Genomic DNA, 20,657 nt, shown 5'->3' with positions numbered 1-20,657 from the left:
TATAGAAAGGTACACACCTTACATTAAGATACGTACCTATCCTTATAGACTCATACATTTTCTATTCTAACAAGACTTTTGATATTCTTTGGGAGTTACACCAAAATCTTCCTTAAAACAAGTTGCGAAGTATTTTGGATTAGAAAAACCACATTCATAAGCAACCTCTGCAATAGACATTGATTTGTTTTTCAATAATTGGCTACCATACTTTAATCTTATGTTCCGAATAAACTCAATCGGTGACAATCCTGTCGCTATTTTCATCTTTCTATAAAGCGTAGATTTGGATACAGCCAAAGCATCCGCTAACTGAACAACATCAAAATCTCCCTTTACCATATTAGATTCTATAACAGAAACAACCTTATCAAGAAAATCTTTATCAATGGAAGAAGTCTCCAAAGAATCAATATCGACTTCTACATTAGTGCGAAATTCCTCTTGCTTACTTTTTTTATAAATTATAAAATTATTAATACGAGCTTCCAGTATTTTTAATTCAAACGGCTTGGATATATATCCATCTGCTCCTGCATTGTAACACTCAATACGATCTTCCGCCGTATTTTTAGCCGTTAACAAAATAACAGGAATATGACTGGTTTCCAAATTAGATTTTATGTTACGACATAATTCCAAGCCATCCATTTCAGGCATCATCACATCACTTATGATAATATCTATTTCATTATCCTTTATTATATCCAAAGCCTCCAGCCCATTTTTTGCAACGAGAACATGGTATTGTCTGGATAAAATTTTCTCCATAAGGTACAATAATTCTTCATTGTCTTCAACCAATAATAAATGATTGTCATTGACTTGTACATCTTCGACTACTCCTGGCTTTTCTAAGTCCTCATGCTCAAAAATCATAGCCGCCTTTTTATCATTAACCGGAGTTTCTCCTGTTATCAACTCATTTTCTTGATAACTGTCTTTATCAATAGGAAAATATATAGTAAAAGTACTACCTTTAGTTAGTTCGCTTTCTACCTCTATCGTTCCATGATGCAATTCAACCAAATCTTTTGTTAATGATAATCCAATCCCATTAGATTCACTTTCGTCTCCTTTATGTGCTGTATAAAACCTTTTAAAGATATTTTCCAAATCACCAGGAGCAATACCCTCACCTGTGTCAACAACTTGAATACGTAAATGAGTGTGTTCAGCTTCCTGATAGGATTTCATTATTAATTTTATTTCCCCACCCTCACTTGTATATTTACAAGCATTAGACAATAAATTAGATACAATTTTATCGATCTTATCTCTATCAAAATAAGCTATTAAATGTTTGTCTTCTGTAGAAAAAATAAATGTTTGACTTTTTTTCCTTATTAATGGCGCAAAATTAACCTTGCATACATCATCTATAAATGAAACAATATCACTTTTCGAAACAGATAACTTCATGTTTCCACTTTCCACCTTACGAAAATCCAGAATCTGCTGCAATAATCTTCGCAATTTGTTCACATTGGAACGGATCATACTTAATTGAGAGATTCGACTACCATTCGTCATCTCTGCATCATCAATCAAACATGTAATGATAGTAAGCGGAGTCAATAAATCGTGTGAGATATTTGTGAAATAACGTAATTTAGTCTGAACCAGTTCTTCTGATTTTTCTCGGTCGATTTGTGCTATCCTTAGCTCATGACGTAATTGTAAACGTCTCTTCATTCTTCGAAAAAAAAGATATAAAGATAAAATAACCAACACAACGTAGAACATATAAGCCCACCAAGTTTCATAAAACGCAGGTTCCTTAGATACTTGAATTTCTGCAATATAATTGCTCCACAATCCATTTGTATCTGTTGTCTTCAAATAAAATGTCCGTTTACCTTTAGGAAGCTGATTATAGAATGCAAACTGACGGTCGCCTCTAACATACACCCAATCATCATCAACCCCCTCCATCTTATATGCATACTTAATTTTATCTGGAAATGCATAGTTTAAGGAAGAAAAATCTATCTCAATATTCTTATCTCCCGCATCGAAAGAAATAGTCTGGCTCCTCAAATTGAAACGTTGATTATCCTTTTCCAAAAGACTGGAGACACCATCTATCTTCACATCTGCCACCATTGCTCTAATTCTACGAGGATTATCAGACAAATGTTCATAAGGAGTAAATACCGAAATCCCTTTATTTCCTCCATAAAGAATTTTTCCAGAACGAGTTTTCAAATAAGAATTAGGCATAAATGAGTTTACCATTACATCATCCATTGTTGAGTAATCCATAATACCACCATTTTTAGGATCATACTCAATAACTCGTTTATTGGTAGAAATCCAAATATGCCCTAACTGATCTGTTATAATATTAAAAATACCTTCTTCGAGCATATCAAACATATTGGATAAGTTTTCAACTTTCTTCGTCCGAGGATCATATGTAAACACATCACCATCCAGACTCCCCATCCACACCAAGCCATTATCATCTATACAAATTGCTCCTATGTTATCACTAACCAATTTATCTGTTTGAGTAGTCAGATTTTTTAAACCTTTCTTTTCAAATGTCAGATTAGAAGACACTATAGCATTATATACACCTTGTTTTCTTGTACCAATCCATAAAGTTCCGTCTTTGCCTTCCCCAATCCCAGTTATATCCATTGACGGAAATTTTGTATCTTGAAGATTTTTCTCTTTTTCTGGTTTAACCAAAATACCTTTAGTTGTTACAACCCAAAGATTATGTTTGCTGTCTTCATAAAAAATGCGTGGAAATCCCGGATTATCTGCATAGTTACTCAAATTTAAGGTCCCTAATAGTTCTATCCTATCCTTTTCTTTTTTCACTCTATAAATTTCCGGATAATATTCAGATCCCAACCAAATTTCATTCAATAATGGAACAGATATGATACAACTAATATTTCTCAAATTGGGCACATTTTTCAAAGAAGGAATATCTGTATAAAGTTGAAGTTTATTTGTTCCAGGATTGAAGATCCCTACTCCCCAACGATTTTGGTCAATCCACAGATCACCATCACCATCTTCATAAATATTTTTTATATTTGTGATAAAACCAGTTTTTTCACGAATAGAAGGAAAAGAATAGTTTTGAATTAAAGGTTTATTTAAATCAATCATGGACAATCCTTCGTTAAAAGCTGCAATCCATAAATTACCAGATTTATCTTTTACTATCTCACTAAAAATATTATTCAATTTAGAAGATATAGAAGATATATCAACACTATTTATCACGTCTCCCGGACGTTTTTGAAGAGCATAAAGACCTTGTGTAGATACAATCCATATATACCCATACTTATCATCTTGAGTTATACTAAAACAACCACTTTCATCCCAATGCTCATCACTTTTTATATCTACATGCCTATACATCAAATCCTGTTTTTCTTCAGGATTAAACAAAAAAATTCCACTTTCCCAAGTCAATATCCAATGCTGTTTCTTATCATCCTGAAAAACTCTAAACGGGTTATTTAATGTTCCGATCTGAGGCATAGCAACAAATGTATCCTTTTTCGAATCATATCGGTGTAATCCCCTCTCCCATAAAGTTACCCAAATTTTTTTATCAGCATCTTCATATATAGAATTCACGCTAGTAACAGGTAAAGCAGAATCATATCTTTTACAAAAAGAAAAATCGGCAGAGCAACGAAATACAGATGTCAATGTTCCAATCCAAATCCACCCTTCACTATCTACAATCATTGTTCTAATTTCTTGATCCTTCAATTCATTATGTTCAACTGGAGTTATTTGATAAGTTCTCTTATTCAGAATATTAATCCCTTTTTTAGTACCTATAAATAAATACCCATTCCTATTCTCTGTAATACAAGTAATTTCATTATTCGTTAAAAGATCCGGAGTCTTTAATCCGGAACGAAAGACTAATACCCGATAACCATCGTAACGACATAGGCCATCTTTAGTTCCCAACCACAAAAAACCTTCTCGGTCACAATGAACCCGTAATACAGTACTAGAAGGCAAATAATTATTTAATGGAAGAGTAGTCACCGACATTTGTTGTGCAAAAGCACATGAGAGCATTTGAATAAAAACAAGTATTATATATAATTTCATTTTGTGTTTCATAGTAACACTCAGTATAAAGATGTATTTCTGATGCAATATTAAACAAAAGAAGCTTTTAACGATACTCAAATCTCTTAAAATATACTAATAAAAGGCTAACAAAGATACATGTGGTCGATTTTTAAACCTTTCTGAACGATTTTTGCCCTTTATCAAATAGATAATTCAAAATTAAACGCATTTGACTTATTATAGTACTCCTAATTAAATAGGATTCTGCAATTTTGCAAACGAAAAATAAATAAATGGCGTTTTGAACAAAAATTCAATCATTAAACAATTAACTTATAAAACATTTCTGTATCATGAAAAAGAGATATGTAAAAATCATGTTCCTATCAATGGCATTACTAGTAATTAGTACAGCAGCCACTTATGCAGTTCAGCCTAAAGATGAACCTAAAGAAACAGTACAAACACCAACAGATGAGCATCTGCCATCATTAACAATCAATGGTACAAATGAGTCATCTTCCTTCTTTGTAGATTCTAAAGCATTACCCGGAAAAGAAATAACGATTACTGCTCCGAATGGATTTACTGTAACTCCAACTATAATACCAGCCAACTCAGGAAAACAAAAAGTAACCGTAACCCTGAACAGTACTAAAATACTGACTGAAGGAAAAATCATTCTAAGAAGCAGAGATACCCGTTCTTATGTAAGTGTAAAAGGATATGGAACGGAGCTTCCTGTAAAAGAGATTGCTGCATCTCCTGTTTATATGAAAGGAAATGATACAGAATTCACTAAAAAATTTACTCCCAACACTAAAGGATATACAATTGAATTCAGAATAAAAACAGATGATTCGGAGAAAAGTTTTTATCCTTATTTCGTAAATGAAAAAGGTTATGGATTTAAAGCATATATCACCTCTAATGAAATCGGATTGTTTAATGCATATAAAAAAGAGATCAACAATCCGGCTACAAATGGGAAAACAGGAGGAAAAGGTAAGTTCTATAATCATGATGGCCAAGCACACACTTATCGCTTTGCCATAACGCCAGACAATCGCGCCTTTATCTATAGAGATGGAATTCCTGTGGATTCTGTTCGCATTATGGACTATGCTCCACAACCCTATTTTGCAGGAGAAGTTGGCGAAGCTGTAGAGAATCTATTAAAGAATCCGAACTTTGAAGGAGAATTTGACATTAATCCAGAAACGAAATTAGCTACTAGAATTGAAGGATGGGATATCGTTATTGGTGACCGTTGGAATTCAGAACAACAGATTCTTCCAGAAGAAATAGATAACAATCAGGATTTGGATAACCACATTTTTGAGATCAGACCTTACAAATGGGCAACAGGTTGGAGTGATGGTATTTTAATGCAAGTGGTAGATGTTGCACCTAACGAAACTTACACATTATCTGCCTTATTAAAGGGAGGAATAGCCAAGAAAGAAGGAAAACTCACAGGTAAAATGATTATAGAAGAAGTCGAAGATCCAGAGAAAAAAGTTATCACTGAAATAGCTAGTGACAATTGGGAAACTTATTCAATGGACTATACAACTTCTGCCACATGCAAACAGATACGTGTATCTTTCACTGTAGGACGTGGAGGCTGGGGAAATGATATCAGCGCTGTTTGTGTGGACAATGCCAAACTTACTGGAGTATCACGCACTTATTCACCTAAATTTGGTTTCGTGGATAACACTGCAGATATAGAATACTTCGCTATTGATGAATCCGGTGCCTATGCCCCTACACAACCTGAAATAACAATTAATATAAAGAATCAGTAATAAAAACATGAGAATCATTTTATTTATCAGCTTTATTATCTCATCCATTTTAACATTTTCACAAAATACCCAGATTAATCCGGGTATTTTGTGGAATGATATAGATGGAGAACAAATCAATGCCCATGGAGGATGCGTTGTCTTTGAAAATGGAATTTATTATTTATTTGGAGAAGACCGAACCGGTTTCATATCAAATGGAGTAAGTTGTTACCAGTCTAAAGACTTATATAATTGGAAACGCCTTGGCCTTTCTTTAAAAACTACGGGAGAACCCAAAGACGATTTGAACGACATATCACACGGACGTCTGTTCGAACGCCCCAAGGTAATCTATAATCCTAAAACAAAAAAATGGGTGATGTGGAGTCATTGGGAAGCAAACAATGGTGATTATAGCGCAGCACGGGTTTGCGTAGCCACTAGCGATAAAATAGAAGGTCCTTATAAATTATATAAAACTTTCCGCCCTAATAAAAATGAATCACGTGATCAGACTTTATTCGTAGACACAGATGGAAAAGCATACCACTTCTGTTCAACAGATATGAATACTAATATAAATATCTCTCTACTTAAAGATGATTTTCTGGAACCTACTTCCACTGAAACCAAGATTCTAAAAGAACTTAAATATGAAGCACCTGCCATTTTTAAGGTAGGAGATATTTATTATGGAGTATTCTCCGGGTGCACAGGTTGGGATCCTAATCCGGGAAGAACCGCCTATACTTTTAATATTTTAGGTGAATGGAGTACAGGAGCAAACTTTGCTGTTGACAAACTAAAGCAAGTCACATACAACTCACAAAGCAATTATGTCTTCCAATTACCCAACAAAGAAAAAGCATATATCTACATGGGAGATCGCTGGAATCGAAATAGTCCGGAAAAGTCACATCTTGTATGGTTGCCTATTAGTATGCGTTCCGGATATCCTATAGTTAAATGGTATGACAACTGGAATTTAAGTGTATTTGATAACATGTACCGTTATAAACGAGCAGAAAGTATTATATCCGGCAATATATACGCATTATTAGAAAAAACATCCGATCGTCTGATTTCAAAACCTGTTAATGGATTTAGCATAGCTGATGATGACGATGAGATCAACATAAATTTTGAGTTTATCAAAACTCAAAATCCGAATGTATATAAATTAAAGGATATTAAAACCGGAAAATATTTAGAATCAATGTATGGCACTTTGCGCCTGAATCCAGAAAAGAAAGATGATGTACAATGTTGGATATTCAACTTACAAGAAGATGGTTTCTATCTAATTCAAAATGCTAAAGATAAGAAATACATAACTGTTTCTGGCTCAAATACATTTAATGGCACAAACCTGTACCTTACAGAATATTCAAAAAAATTAATGCAGGATTTCGCGGTATATTTTGATTCTAATAGATATAAATACAAAGAAGCTGATTTATTTTCTGCAACTTATAGAACTAATAATTTGAAACTAATGGGGGATAGATAACTGTTCCAGTTGCATTTCAAATAATAAAATCCAATTATATTATGAATACCCAAAGTCAACAGACAAAAGTTTGTTTCTTATTCTTTGTTATGTGGTTATACAGCTTGCCAATGTTTTACTCTGTAGCAGCTCAGCCGAAAGAAAAAAATACCGGAGCTATTAATACTTGGGCGGTCACAGCTACTGTATTCAAACTTGCAGGCGAGACAGAAGTCCGAAATGTTAAGCTGAATTGGATGCAACGGGAAGATGCAAACCTTTATAAAATATACAGGGATAGCAACTTAATCGGAGAAGCCAAAGGAAATACATATGACGATTATGATCTAGCAGTCGGTAAAACTTTTACCTACTATGTAGAAGCATTTAAAGACGGGAAAAAAGTAGCAACTGCAGAATCTCAACAGGCTACGACATTCACTCCTAGTGGAAAAGGAAAAGTTTATGATAATCTGAATGGCAAATACATTACTACAGAATCATCAAATAAACCAGGAGGAATGAAAATCGGTAACCTTTATTTTTCCTATAAAATAGAAAATACGGAGAAGACTGTTGATGGACAACAACTCAAAGGATGGCTAGTCACTGAAAGTTACTCTAAAACAGGATTAAATGGAAGTTGGAGTACTCCTAGAGAGTTGGCCTTTTATCCGAATGTCAAAATGGAAGGTAATGCGTTCCGATATAATCCAAAGACAGGAAAAGTCGTATTATCTTCGCATTATGAAGATGAAAATGGATACACAGCAGCTAAAATCTATCTAGCGCAAATTACCCCTAAAGGTAAACTTGAAGTAGGTACTATGGAACGCCCATTAGGACATGATTCAAGAGATCAATCGCTTTTTATTGATGATGATAATACGGCATATCTTCTTTCTGCCACTAACACAAACAGTGATATAAATATATATAAATTGGATGCCTCCTGGACAAAACCAGTCGAATTAGTCAATACAATATGCAAAGGATTACATAGAGAAACTCCTGCAATTATCAAAAAAGACGGAGAATACTACTTCTTCAGTTCAAAGGCTTCCGGATGGTATCCAAGCCAAACGATGTATACCTCAACAACTGACTTGGCAGGTGAATGGACACCTATAAGAGAAATCGGTAATAATACAACTTTTGATGCACAGTTTAACAGAATTAGTAAAGTAGGAACGACTTATGGAGTATGGAGCTATCATTGGGGGGCACAACGGAAATATAAAACTCCGGACGGTAACTTTCCCAGAATCTCTATTGCTGCATTTAATAAAGGGTATGCTTCCATGGATTATTACAGATATTTGGAATTCAATGACAATTATGGAATTATCCCTGTACAAAATGGTAAGAATTTGACATTAAACGTTCCTGTTACATCTGCTGTATCTGGAGCAAAAGGAGTCAAAGCTGACTGTATTACGGATGGAGCAAGCTTAGACTCCTCTACTTACTTCCAAAAAAGTTCAAATGCTACTATAGGTACACCTTATATGTTCACTGTAGACATGCAGAAAAAAGCTAGAATTTCAGAAATTAATCTTTCCACAAGATTAGTCAATGGCTCTGAAGCAGCCTATAAATACACAATTGAAGGGAGTCCGGATGGCAAAAGTTACAAAATGCTTGTGGATGGTAGAACAAATTGGCAAGTGGGATTTCTGATTCTGAATGTAGAAGATCCTACAGCCTATAGATATTTACGTCTACGCATCTATGGTGTTGTCAATGTACATAAAGGTAATTCCGCAATGTGGGCTGACGGCATTTACGAATTTACAGCTTTGGGTATCCCAGAATAACAAGTAAATAGATAAAGTCACAATAAAGCCGGTTAACTTCAAACATTAACCGGCTTTATTGTTATCTAAAAAGCTTGCTATCACTCACTAATAAATATCCTTATTCACTAATAGATAATAAACTAATGCCCAATCCTGATCATTAGCATAAGGATCATAAAATCCGGCTTTCACGCCATTTACTCTATTGGGATAGATATAAGCACAAGAGGCTTTACCATCTTCAAAGAACAGGCAAAGATTGTTTCTTACAATATTTTCGGCACGTCTTTTATAAGTATTGTCTCCAACACATTGTGCATACAGATAAAAAGCAGCTCCTGTTAATGTACTCCAATAATGAGGAAAGGTATCTCCCCACATCTCCCGTTTTCCAAACCAGTAACCATCCCAATGCCGGATTGCAATTTCATTCAGATGATAACTTGGTTGATTCCCATTAAACGCTTCCAATGTCGGCATTTGCTGTTTAGCTCCATCTAAATATTTTTGAATTCCCGTTTCCATATAAAGCTGTAACAAAAAGATAATTGAGGGAGCTACAATTGCTTGTTCATAATTAACCTCACTTGCCGGATAATTCAGTCCGTTTTTCACAAAAGTATCTCCAACCTGTATATAATCATTCTTCAGAGTTTCATATTCAACATCCATATCGGCAGCTTTCAATGTTTGCAACCCTAAATGCACAGGAATCCCTATAGCATAAAAACCATGCCCGAACTGACGAAACATAGACCGTAAAGTCATATAGCCATCTACTGCATATTGCTTGTCTCCTGTGATTTTGTACATTTGAAAATAGAAATCCGCAACCCATGCATAGTTATATGCTCTATTTCTTCCCTTACGATCAACAGAAGAAAATGTCTTGTAATCACTTTCCTGCAATCTATTACGTAGAAATTTTGCATATTTCAACAAAGCTATTTTTATATGATCATTAGGATGTAGCTGATAATATTTAGCCAACAAAACTCCCATTCCGACACGTTCGGCACCCTCATCCCGATCAACAGGATTACAGTTGCGAGTATTATTCAAATATATTTCATTCTTTTCGTTATCATAAACCATGAAAGCATCTTTACGTGTATTGGACTCTTTCATCTGCTGATGGTCACAAATGAAGTCAACCCGTTTTTTTATCAAGCTGTCCACATTATCAATAACCAAACAAGTTACGTGCGTTTGTTTTCCCTTCCCATAAAAAATATCAAAACGATTCTCTCCTAATTGATCCATCTTAACTTCTGCTATCCACAAGTTACCTCGCTTTTTCATCGGAATATGAATATCCTGATTTTTTAATACGCATTTCTGAATGGAAGTTTCAGCAGCCAGCTCTATACATGCCTTCTCCCCCTTTTCAAACACATATTTATTACAAGAAACAAATACACTTCCCTTTTCCAACAGTTTCTGACGAAAATCGTCTATGCCTTTATGAGCAAATAAACACCAGGACATCGAATATTCTTTCCCGGGCATCAATTGCAAATCCGGCAAATTCAGAGCTATAATACCTCTTGTATGAGAATTGCCTTTATCTCTGCCACGCTCCCATATCTCATAACCTTTAACTGCTCCTTTAGTCAACACTAACCCCAAGTGTGGTGCATGGCCTCCCATTCGAAGAGCATTTACATAAGCGGCATTTTCTCCTTCCCAAATATGGGTATTGGTACGTGTATTTATGCATGTACGCGAACCCGGATAATTGTCATTAAATGGCGTATAGACGCCTATATCAACAAGTGCCACCTTATCCTTTCCCTGATTTCGAAACGTATACTCTTCTATAAGCTCATCCTCTACCATTTTTCTTTTCACACATATACGTATGTCACCTGCCATATAAACAAGCTCGTTTCCTTCTTGCTTCATTTCTGCAGGGATTTCCCAAGATACTTTTTCTTTCCGATTTCCCTTTACTTGAGTCGCATATCCTAATCCCCATCCATAATTCTCCTTGACCCACCGATATTGACTTCCGTCAGTAACTACCAACCAGTTCATCTTCTGTGGGTCGTTCGCAATACTTAATGTTTGCAAGGCTCCTGTTTGAGGATTCACCTGATAGTTAATTTTCTGTGCCGAAACAAATGTACACATCGTTCCGAAAAACAGGAAGCCACAAAACTTAGGTAACATCTTCTTTACTTTTTCCATTTTATTTTTTTACCATGATTAATATATTATTCAAAAACAACTATTTTATCCAATGTAACCAGACAATCGTCACTACCATATCGAGCTTTTGTCTTGTCCGTCCACACTGGTGAAATTCCTGTAACCTCAACTCTCAAAATATATTTTCCTTTAATAAAACTTGGAGTCACGATTCGGATAGCTGACTCCGGATATTTACTATAAAAATCAATTAATGACGAATAAAGGGTTTTACCTTTTCTATTAAGTACACTCACCTTTGCATATCCACCATGAGAATTGGCTTCTCCTATTATAGCTGCCTGCGTACCTTTAAAAGGAATGTTCAATACACTATTTTTCAAGTTTGAGCACAACTGTTCCCCTCTCCTTTCCCATCCTGCTTCAGATCGTATTTTCCGGAGAGATAATATTTGACCATTATCCAGTGCATCCACCTGTGATAATGTTTTTATATCCCATGCCTGCCAATATTCCGGTATGGAAAGTTTTCCCTTATCCGCTTGCATAGGCATCCAGACATAAGTGGCAGCTGAAGCCTGATGAGGAAAGGACCAGCGATCTCCCATAAACATTGGAATTGTATCTTTTCCATGTGTCAAAGGAAAGACAAAAGTAGTCTGTGAATTATACGTTAATTTACCTTCAGGGACAAACAAACCACCCTTCTTCCACGGACCGCCCACTGCCGGAGCTGTGAAATAATAATTATCATTCTTTTCCCAACTTGTCTTATTTGAAAACAAAAAATAATAAATGCCCTCCTTTTTAAACATGGCAGGCGACTCGCCACCAGGCGCCATATTCTTCACGAGTCTTTTTTCTGCAGAATGATAATCCTCGCTAAGACGATAGATATCTCCTTCATGAATCAGCAAATAGCCTGTCCCATCGGTATCCTGAAAAGTTCCCATATCCCACATTCGGATAGGTTCATTCCCTATTTTAAAAGGTCCTTGGAATATGTACTCACCATTAATAGTTTTACTAGTGGCATACCCGATACAAGGATCACAGTATTTCGTATCATCGGTATGCATATACATCACATATTCTCCAGTAGAAGGGCACTTCATGACCTTCACACGTTCACCAATCCTATTAGGACCTAACAATCCCTCTTTTTGTATTGGAAGCACGATACGTTCAAATTTCCAATTAGATAAATCGTCGGACGAATAGCAACTAAAACCAACAAAAGAATTCGTTTCATCCGAACGGTATTCCCCGAATAAATAATACCGTCCGGCATCTTCCACAATACATGCTCCATGAGCATTTACAATTTTTCCCTGATCATCAAACCAAGGAATACCATTACATATTATTTTCTCCTGATTTTGCGCACAACTGCTCTGACTCACCAAACTAAAAGACGTCCAAAGTAATATCATAGATATAAAATAGGAATGTCTCTTCTCCATCAAAAAACTTAAATTCATTGTCTTCCTTTTAATTTATTTAGATAAAAATTTGCCTGCTTATCACCTAGAAATAAGAATACTGTAAAAATACTCCTTTTATCTATTCCAAAGGTTCAATAATCTGTCAAAAAGGAATAGAAATAAATAAAATTCTCCACATATTCATACCATTATACAATATCAGGACAAATTCCATTCAATAACGTCTAAATTTAATTCATATCATATATCCCATACTTTGATTTAATACCACAATAAAGAAATGTTTATATACATATAAAAAAGATATTAAAAAACTCCCTTATCTTATTTTTTCCCCGTATAATTCGCCTAAATCAAAGAAAGTAACTATCTTTACCAAAAATATTTTTTATTATTCACCATTAAATGTAAAGATTATGGCAAGTAGAAGAGAACTCAAAAAGAATGTAAACTATATCGCAGGAGAATTGTTCACCGAGTGTTTAATCAACAGTATGTTTATACCTGGTACTGACAAAAGTAAGGCCGACGAGCTAATGGCGGAAGTGTTGAAAATGCAGGATGAATTTGTATGCCGCATCAGTCACACCGAACCGGGAAATGTGAAAGGTTTTTATAAGAAATTCCGTGCAGACTTTAATGCAAAAGTAAACGAGATTATTGAAGCGATCGGAAAATTGAACTAAAAAAACAGAATGAAGAAAGCAATTTATAGCTTTATCTATTACCGCCTATTGGGGTGGAAGACAAACGTTACGGTAACCAATTATGATAAATGCGTGATTTGCGCCGCTCCACACACTACGAACCTTGACTTATTTATTGGAAAACTATTTTACGGTGCTTTAGGCCGTAAGACTAGTTTCATGATGAAGAAAGAATGGTTTTTCTTTCCACTCGGACTTTTTTTCAAAGCAGTCGGTGGGATTCCCGTAGACCGTAGTCGAAAAACTTCGTTGGTGGATCAGATGGTCAAACATTTCAACGAATGCAAAAAGTTTCATTTGGCTATCACGCCCGAAGGAACCCGCAAGGCAAATCCAAATTGGAAAAAGGGTTTTTATTATATCGCCTTGAAAGCGCAAGTACCCATCGTATTGATCGGTATCGATTACAGCAAAAAGATGATTTCGGCAACGAAAGCCATCATGCCGTCGGGAGATATTGATAAAGACATGAGAGAAATCAAACTTTATTTCAAGGACTTTCAAGGAAAACATCCTGAGAATTTTGCCCTTGGCGAGATTTAATCACTAAACAGTGTGGATTCAATCCGTATTTCCATAGTACAAACCGATATCGTTTGGGAAAACAAACAGGAAAATCTCCGTCTGCTCCACAAGAAACTGCAAAGTCTCTGTGGAACAACGGAGATTGTTGTTTTACCGGAAATGTTTTCTACCGGCTTCAGTATGCAGAGCAAAACATTGGCAGAACCTAATTCCGGTGAAACCATTACCACTCTCAAACTATGGGCCAGGCAATTCCAGATAGCCATCTGCGGAAGTTATATCGCAACGGATAACGGGTTGTTCTACAATCGGGCATTTGTTCTGACACCGGAAGGAGAAGAATTCTATTACGACAAACGGCATTTGTTCCGCATGGGACGGGAAGCCGAACATTTCTCCGCCGGCACGAAACGGCTTATCCTTCCCTACCTCGAATGGAACATTTGTCTGCAAGTCTGCTACGACCTTCGTTTCCCGGTATGGAGCCGAAATATAAACAATGAGTATGACTTATTGATATATGTAGCCAACTGGCCTATTCCCCGCCGTCCGGTATGGGATACGTTGCTTCGAGCTCGAGCGTTCGAGAATCAGTGCTATGTATGCGGTGTCAACCGGACAGGAACCGACGGTTACCATTTGGAGTATAATGGAGGAAGTAAAATCTATTCAGCTTTCGGAGAAGAGATAGCCTCGCTGCCCGACGGCCGGGAAGGAATAGCTACGGCAACTCTCAACCTGTCCGCTCTCCGTCAATTCAGAGAAAAATTTCCGGTATGGAAAGATGCAGACGAATTTCATCTGTCATAGTTGCTATCAAACAAATGTTAAAAACCAATTAAAACGACAACAATACCGCAAAGCAGGTAGTTAATTATATAAACCTCTTTTGTATCTTTGTCGTGAAAATACAGTCGTAAGAATTCTAATCTTACATAACTTAATTAACAACTTTATGAAAACAAATCTTAGTTCTCAAATCAGTCTCCACCGGGTCTCCCCCAGATATTACAGACCGGAGAATGCTTTTGAAAAATCAGTCTTGACAAGACTAGAAAAAATTCCTACGGACATTTACGAATCTGTAGAAGAAGGCGCTAACTACATTGCCCGCGAAATAGCACAAACCATCCGCGAAAAACAAAAAGCCGGACGTTTCTGCGTATTGGCTCTTCCGGGAGGAGATTCTCCCAGACACGTATATACGGAACTTATTCGCATGCACAAGGAAGAAGGACTCAGCTTCCGTAATGTGATCGTATTTAATATGTACGAATATTATCCATTGGCTCCTGATGCAGTCAACAGCAATTTCAACGCTTTGAAGAATATGCTGTTGGATCATATCGACATCGACAAGCAGAATATATTCACTCCCAACGGAAGTATTGCCAAAGATACAATCTTTGAATATTGCCGTCTCTACGAACAACGTATCGAAAGTTTCGGAGGCATTGATATTGCTTTACTGGGTATCGGCCGTGTGGGTAACATCGCATTCAACGAACCGGGTTCACGCTTGAACTCTACCACCCGTCTGATTTTATTGGATAACGCCTCGCGCAATGAAGCATCCAGAATTTTCGGAACAATGGATAATACTCCGATCAGTTCTATCACGATGGGAGTAGCTACCATTCTCAGTGCAAAGAAAGTATATCTGCTTGCATGGGGCGAGAACAAAGCAGCTATGATTAAAGAATGTGTGGAAGGTGCGATCACCGATACTATTCCTGCTTCTTATCTGCAAACTCACAACAATGCACATGTAGCGCTTGACCTTTCGGCAGCCATGAATCTGACACGCATCCAACGTCCGTGGCTGGTAACTTCCTGCGAATGGAATGACAAGTTGATCCGTAGCGCTATTGTCTGGTTGTGCCAGTTGACAGGCAAACCTATTTTGAAACTGACTAACAAGGATTATAATGAAAACGGTCTGAGTGAACTGTTGGCTCTTTATGGTTCTGCATACAATGTAAATATCAAGATCTTCAATGATTTGCAGCACACCATCACCGGATGGCCGGGCGGCAAGCCGAATGCTGACGACACCTATCGTCCCGAACGTGCAAAACCCTACCCGAAACGTGTGATTATTTTCTCTCCCCATCCTGATGATGACGTTATCTCTATGGGTGGAACTCTCCGCCGTCTGGTAGAGCAGAAACATGAAGTACACGTGGCATACGAAACTTCCGGCAATATCGCTGTAGGTGATGAAGAAGTAATTCGTTTCATGCACTTCATCAACGGATTCAACCAGATCTTCAACAATAGTGAGGACCAGGTTATCAATGAAAAGTACGCAGAAATACGTAATTTCCTGAAAGCGAAGAAAGACGGTGATATGGACAGCCGTGACATACTGACTATCAAAGGTCTGATCCGTCGCGGTGAAGCCCGTACTGCTTGTACATATAATAACATTCCATTGGAACGTTGCCACTTCCTTGATCTGCCTTTCTACGAAACGGGTAAGATTCAAAAGAATCCGATCAGCGAAGCCGACGTAGAAATCGTACGTAACCTGCTCCGTGAAGTGAAACCTCATCAGATTTTCGTAGCCGGTGACTTGGCCGACCCGCACGGTACTCACCGTGTATGTACGGATGCAGTATTCGCTGCCATCGACCTTGAAAAAGAAGAAGGTGCCAAGTGGCTGAAAGACTGCCGTATCTGGATGTATCGCGGCGCCTGGGCCGAATGGGAAATTGAGAACATTGAAATGGCAGTGCCTATCAGCCCGGAAGAACTTCGCGCAAAACGTAATTCTATCTTGAAGCATCAGTCGCAGATGGAAAGCGCTCCTTTCTTGGGTAACGATGAACGTCTGTTCTGGCAACGCAGCGAGGACCGTAATCGCGGTACAGCTGCATTGTATGACAAATTGGGCTTGGCTTCATACGAGGCAATGGAAGCGTTTGTTGAATACATTCCGCTATAAGGAAAGAAGGTATTCTTGATTAAGAGAATATAAAACAATAAAAGAAGAGTGGGAAGTGGGATACTTCTCGCTCTTTTTTGTTTATTTTTGCGGAGTAATTCACCACAGAGGAAAGGAGGACACAGAGGACTTCATAAATAAAAGAATTATGTAGTTTCCACATTTACCCCTCTGTGTCCTCCTTTCCTCTGTGGTGAGTATAAAAAAGCAGCAAGTATGAAGATAATAGTGTTTTTCCTATGCCTTACATTGGGAGTAAATTTCCTTTCTGCTCAGGACATTGAAAGGAATGTAAAAGAACGATTGACAGATTATTTCGGCAGATATACCACAACGGCGAAAATCAGTACACCTAAGCTGAAAAGTGTTGATATAGATTATGAACGCAAAACGATTGCTATCCATGCTTCGGAAAGTTTTGCTTATCAGCCTTTTCGACCGGAGACTGTAGAAGCTGTTTACAATCAAGTGAAGGAGCTGCTTCCGGGACCTGTCCACTACTATCGACTCACTATCTTTGCAGATGGAAAGCCCATTGAGGAACTTATCCCGAATATTTATCGGAACAAGAAAAAGGATAAGGAACGGATGTCCTTGAAAACCGATTATAAAGACAAAGCGTGGGTAAAGAACATTTCACGCCCCAATGAAATATCACGAGGATTGCAAGACCGCCATATCGCAATCTGGCAAAGTCACGGCAATTATTTCAAGAACGACAAGAATGAATGGGGATGGCAACGCCCCCGTCTGTTTTGCACAACGGAAGATCTGTTCACACAGTCGTTTGTCCTTCCGTACGTAATCCCGATGTTGGAAAACGCAGGTGCAATCGTCTACACTCCCCGCGAACGGGATACTCAGAAAAATGAGATCATTGTGGACAACGATACACCTAATGCTTCTCTTTATCTGGAAGTAGGAAGCAAAAAAGCACATTGGGCTACTGCTCCGATAAAAGGCTTCGCTCAAAAGAAGGCGATTTATAGAGATGGAGAAAATCCCTTCACAGATGGGACCTGCCGCTTTATTCCGACCGAAAGAAAGAAGAAGAATAAAGACCAGGCTTTCGCCGAATGGGTGCCTACCCTACCGGCAAAAGGAGAATACGCGGTTTATGTCTCTTACCGGACATTGCCTAATAGCGTGAACGACGCCAGATATCTTGTTTTCCACAATGGAGGGGTGACCGAATTCAAAGTGAATCAAAAGATAGGCGGAGGCACTTGGGTTTATCTGGGCACATTCGAGTTTGACAAAGGCAATAACGATTACGGCATGGTAGTGCTAAGCAACGAGAGTAGCGAGCACGGCGTAGTATGCGCAGATGCGGTACGTTTCGGAGGAGGAATGGGAAATATTGAGCGAGGAGGAAAGACAAGCGGTTTGCCCCGTTATCTGGAAGGGGCACGCTACTCTGCCCAATGGGCGGGAATGCCATACGAGGTATATGCGGGGCGGAAAGGTGAAAATGATTATGCGGATGACATCAATACACGCTCCAACACAATTAATTATTTATCCGGAGGTTCTGTCTATAATCCGCAACAACCCGGTTTAGGTATTCCTTTGGAAATGACAATGGCGCTGCATAGCGATGCGGGATGCAGCAAAACGGATGAGCTGATCGGCTCATTGGGGATATACACCACTGATTTTAATAATGGAAAACTGAACACAGGAATCGACCGGTATGCCTCACGGGATTTGGCCGATATTCTACTCACTCAGATTCAGAAAGATATATATTCAAGTTATAATCTGTCTTGGACACGACGCAGTATGTGGAACCGCAATTACAGCGAGACGCGTCTTCCGGCTACTCCTTCTACCATTATCGAATTACTTTCCCATCAGAACTTTGCCGATATGCAGTTGGGACATGATCCGAATTTCAAGTTTACGGTGGGACGTGCCATCTATAAAGGTATCTTGCAGTTTGTTGCCGGCCAGCATGACAAAGAATATGTAGTGCAACCTCTTCCTGTCAGCAATTTTACTATCCGCTTCGGAAAGAAAAAGAATACGTTGGAGCTTTCGTGGAAAGGTGAAAACGATCCGCAAGAACCCACCGCACAGCCACGTGAATACATTGTATACACACGCATTGGCTATGGTGGTTTCGACAACGGTACATTAGTCAGCAAGACGTCCCATACCGTCAAAATAGAACCGGGACTCGTTTATTCCTTTAAAGTAACTGCCGTAAACCGGGGTGGTGAAAGCTTCCCGTCCGAGATACTCTCTGCTTATAAGGCCAAACGCGAGCGGGAAAGAGTATTGATAATCAACGGATTCGACAGAGTCAGCGGACCGGCTGTCATTAATACGTTTGACAAAGCAGGATTCGACCTGGAACAAGATCCCGGAGTTCCTTATTTATCAAACATCTCATTCAGTGGAGCGCAAATAGGATTCGACCGGGCACAGGCCGGGAAAGAAGGAGAAGGCAGTCTGGGATATAGCGGAAGCGAGTTGGAGGGAATGAAAATAGCAGGTAACACATTCGACTATCCTTTCATTCATGGAAAAGCGATTCAAGCCGCTGGCAAATATAGTTTCGTGTCATGCAGCGACGAGGCTGTGGAAAACGGTACAGTCACACTGGAAGATTATCCGGTTGTGGACTACATTTTGGGAATGGAGAAAGAAGATCCGGTCCATAAAGTATACTACAAAACATTTTCTTCGGCCATGCAACGGATCATCACCAGTTATTGCCAGTCGGGAGGAAATCTATTTGTCAGCGGTGCATACGTGGGAAGCGATATGAGTGGAACACAGGGGAACCGGGAATTTACGGAGAAGATCTTAAAATACGGTTATCAAAGCAGCATGACGGACAAGAGTTCAAACCGCATTAACGGGTTGGGACGTACGATTACCATACCGAGAGCACCTAATGAAACCAGCTATGCCGTCCCTGCTCCCGACTGTATCGTTCCGGTAGATACGGCATTTCCTGTCTTTACATACGTTCCCGGCAACCAAAGCGCAGGTATCGCTTATAAAGGAAACTACCGTACCTTTGTATTGGGATTTCCTTTTGAAAGCATACAATCGGAAGCCGACCGGGCAACTATCATGGCAGGTATACTGGGATTCTTTACGCAGAGATAAAAAATATCCCTTTTTTTAATCTGCTTTTCATTTTAAGTTCTATCTTTGCTACTATAATAACCCTTAAAACTAGAAAAGATGTATACTATACAAGCAAATCCCAGCGGTACACGCAGCATAGAGGTCTCTAATGAGAATCTGAGAACGATCGAGAAATATGCATTGTTCCGCCATCTCATTGATAGTACCGGCATTGTAGACGAAGCGGTTTTGGACAAGTTGAAACTAAACATCCGTTCCCTCATCGCCAGTCAGGAAGAAGACAGCAAGGACTTGCTGGACCTTTGTATTGATGTGATTTACCACAATAATATGAAGGCATTCGGCTTGCAACAGCTTATCAAGCTCTATCTGACGTGGCTTTCCAGTCCGGAAACGGAAGAAGAGGAGGCATAATGATTACAGTAAATACTTGCGGAATCACAGCCTATAGTCCGCTGATTCCTGCAATAAAAGCGATGTGTAATGCGTCTCCCGGTGAAACACTGGAGATTATCATGAACCATGCCGATGCGTTTCAGGATCTGAAGGAATATCTGTCCGAACAAGGCATCGGTTTCCGCGAAATTTATGACGGAGAACAAATGACAGTACAGTTCACCGTATAATGCGTATC

The 20,657-nt window shown here is 38.3% G+C and carries 13 protein-coding genes; 10 read left to right on the top strand and 3 right to left on the bottom strand.

Annotated elements, in window-relative coordinates:
- Positions 1-66: 66 nt before the first annotated feature.
- Positions 67-4,113 (bottom strand): hybrid sensor histidine kinase/response regulator transcription factor, encoded by a 4,047-nt coding sequence (locus BACFIN_RS09515; RefSeq protein WP_007753574.1) that lies wholly within the window; start codon positions 4,111-4,113, stop codon positions 67-69.
- A gap of 305 nt (positions 4,114-4,418) precedes the next feature.
- Between BACFIN_RS09515 and BACFIN_RS09520 the strand changes: the two genes are divergently transcribed.
- Genes BACFIN_RS09520 through BACFIN_RS09530 form a run of 3 tightly spaced genes read left to right on the top strand, consistent with a single transcriptional unit; the run spans position 4,419 to position 9,164 of the window.
- Positions 4,419-5,876, top strand: a complete 1,458-nt coding sequence (locus tag BACFIN_RS09520) for a carbohydrate binding domain-containing protein (protein WP_007753566.1) — start codon at positions 4,419-4,421, stop codon at positions 5,874-5,876.
- A gap of 7 nt (positions 5,877-5,883) precedes the next feature.
- The gene (locus tag BACFIN_RS09525; protein ID WP_007753564.1) at positions 5,884-7,368 is read left to right on the top strand and encodes a family 43 glycosylhydrolase; all 1,485 of its coding nucleotides are present in this window, start codon (positions 5,884-5,886) and stop codon (positions 7,366-7,368) included.
- A gap of 41 nt (positions 7,369-7,409) precedes the next feature.
- Positions 7,410-9,164 (top strand): family 43 glycosylhydrolase, encoded by a 1,755-nt coding sequence (locus BACFIN_RS09530; RefSeq protein ID WP_007753562.1) that lies wholly within the window; start codon positions 7,410-7,412, stop codon positions 9,162-9,164.
- 87 nt (positions 9,165-9,251) lie between these two features.
- Here the strand turns inward: BACFIN_RS09530 and BACFIN_RS09535 are convergent, their stop codons facing one another.
- Both BACFIN_RS09535 and BACFIN_RS09540 read right to left on the bottom strand, forming a co-directional pair.
- Positions 9,252-11,336: a DUF5695 domain-containing protein gene (locus BACFIN_RS09535; protein ID WP_007753560.1), complete on the bottom strand. Its 2,085-nt coding sequence runs from the start codon at positions 11,334-11,336 to the stop codon at positions 9,252-9,254.
- A gap of 26 nt (positions 11,337-11,362) precedes the next feature.
- Positions 11,363-12,778 (bottom strand): family 43 glycosylhydrolase, encoded by a 1,416-nt coding sequence (locus BACFIN_RS09540; RefSeq protein ID WP_007753558.1) that lies wholly within the window; start codon positions 12,776-12,778, stop codon positions 11,363-11,365.
- Between the two features lie 380 nt (positions 12,779-13,158).
- Between BACFIN_RS09540 and BACFIN_RS09545 the strand changes: the two genes are divergently transcribed.
- From BACFIN_RS09545 to BACFIN_RS09575, 7 genes are all read left to right on the top strand, one after another.
- Entirely contained in the window at positions 13,159-13,428 is a 270-nt protein-coding gene (locus BACFIN_RS09545) for a hypothetical protein (protein WP_007753557.1), read from the top strand.
- Positions 13,429-13,437: 9 nt separating this feature from the next.
- Positions 13,438-13,992 carry a 1-acyl-sn-glycerol-3-phosphate acyltransferase gene (locus tag BACFIN_RS09550; protein ID WP_007753555.1) on the top strand — a complete coding sequence of 185 codons (555 nt, stop codon included), beginning with the start codon at positions 13,438-13,440 and terminating at the stop codon, positions 13,990-13,992.
- Positions 13,993-14,004: 12 nt separating this feature from the next.
- Positions 14,005-14,784, top strand: coding sequence for an amidohydrolase (locus tag BACFIN_RS09555; RefSeq protein ID WP_007753549.1), 780 nt, complete (start codon positions 14,005-14,007; stop codon positions 14,782-14,784).
- A gap of 145 nt (positions 14,785-14,929) precedes the next feature.
- The gene (locus tag BACFIN_RS09560) at positions 14,930-16,921 is read left to right on the top strand and encodes a glucosamine-6-phosphate deaminase (RefSeq protein ID WP_007753536.1); all 1,992 of its coding nucleotides are present in this window, start codon (positions 14,930-14,932) and stop codon (positions 16,919-16,921) included.
- Between the two features lie 216 nt (positions 16,922-17,137).
- On the top strand, positions 17,138-20,041 hold the full coding sequence (locus tag BACFIN_RS09565; RefSeq protein ID WP_007753532.1) for a golvesin C-terminal-like domain-containing protein: 2,904 nt from the start codon (positions 17,138-17,140) through the stop codon (positions 20,039-20,041).
- 78 nt (positions 20,042-20,119) lie between these two features.
- A complete protein-coding gene (locus BACFIN_RS09570) occupies positions 20,120-20,437 on the top strand; it encodes a hypothetical protein (protein WP_007753530.1) in 318 nt (105 codons plus the stop codon).
- Entirely contained in the window at positions 20,437-20,649 is a 213-nt protein-coding gene (locus BACFIN_RS09575; protein WP_007753529.1) for a sulfurtransferase TusA family protein, read from the top strand. The genes BACFIN_RS09570 and BACFIN_RS09575 overlap by 1 nt, the downstream gene beginning before the upstream one ends.
- Positions 20,650-20,657 lie beyond the last annotated feature (8 nt).

The sequence above is a fragment of the Bacteroides finegoldii DSM 17565 genome (assembly GCF_000156195.1).
Taxonomy (GTDB): Bacteria; Bacteroidota; Bacteroidia; order Bacteroidales; family Bacteroidaceae; genus Bacteroides; species Bacteroides finegoldii.
The sequence above is the reverse complement of the archived record's forward strand: the minus strand, read 5'-3'. Positions and strand labels throughout refer to the sequence as shown.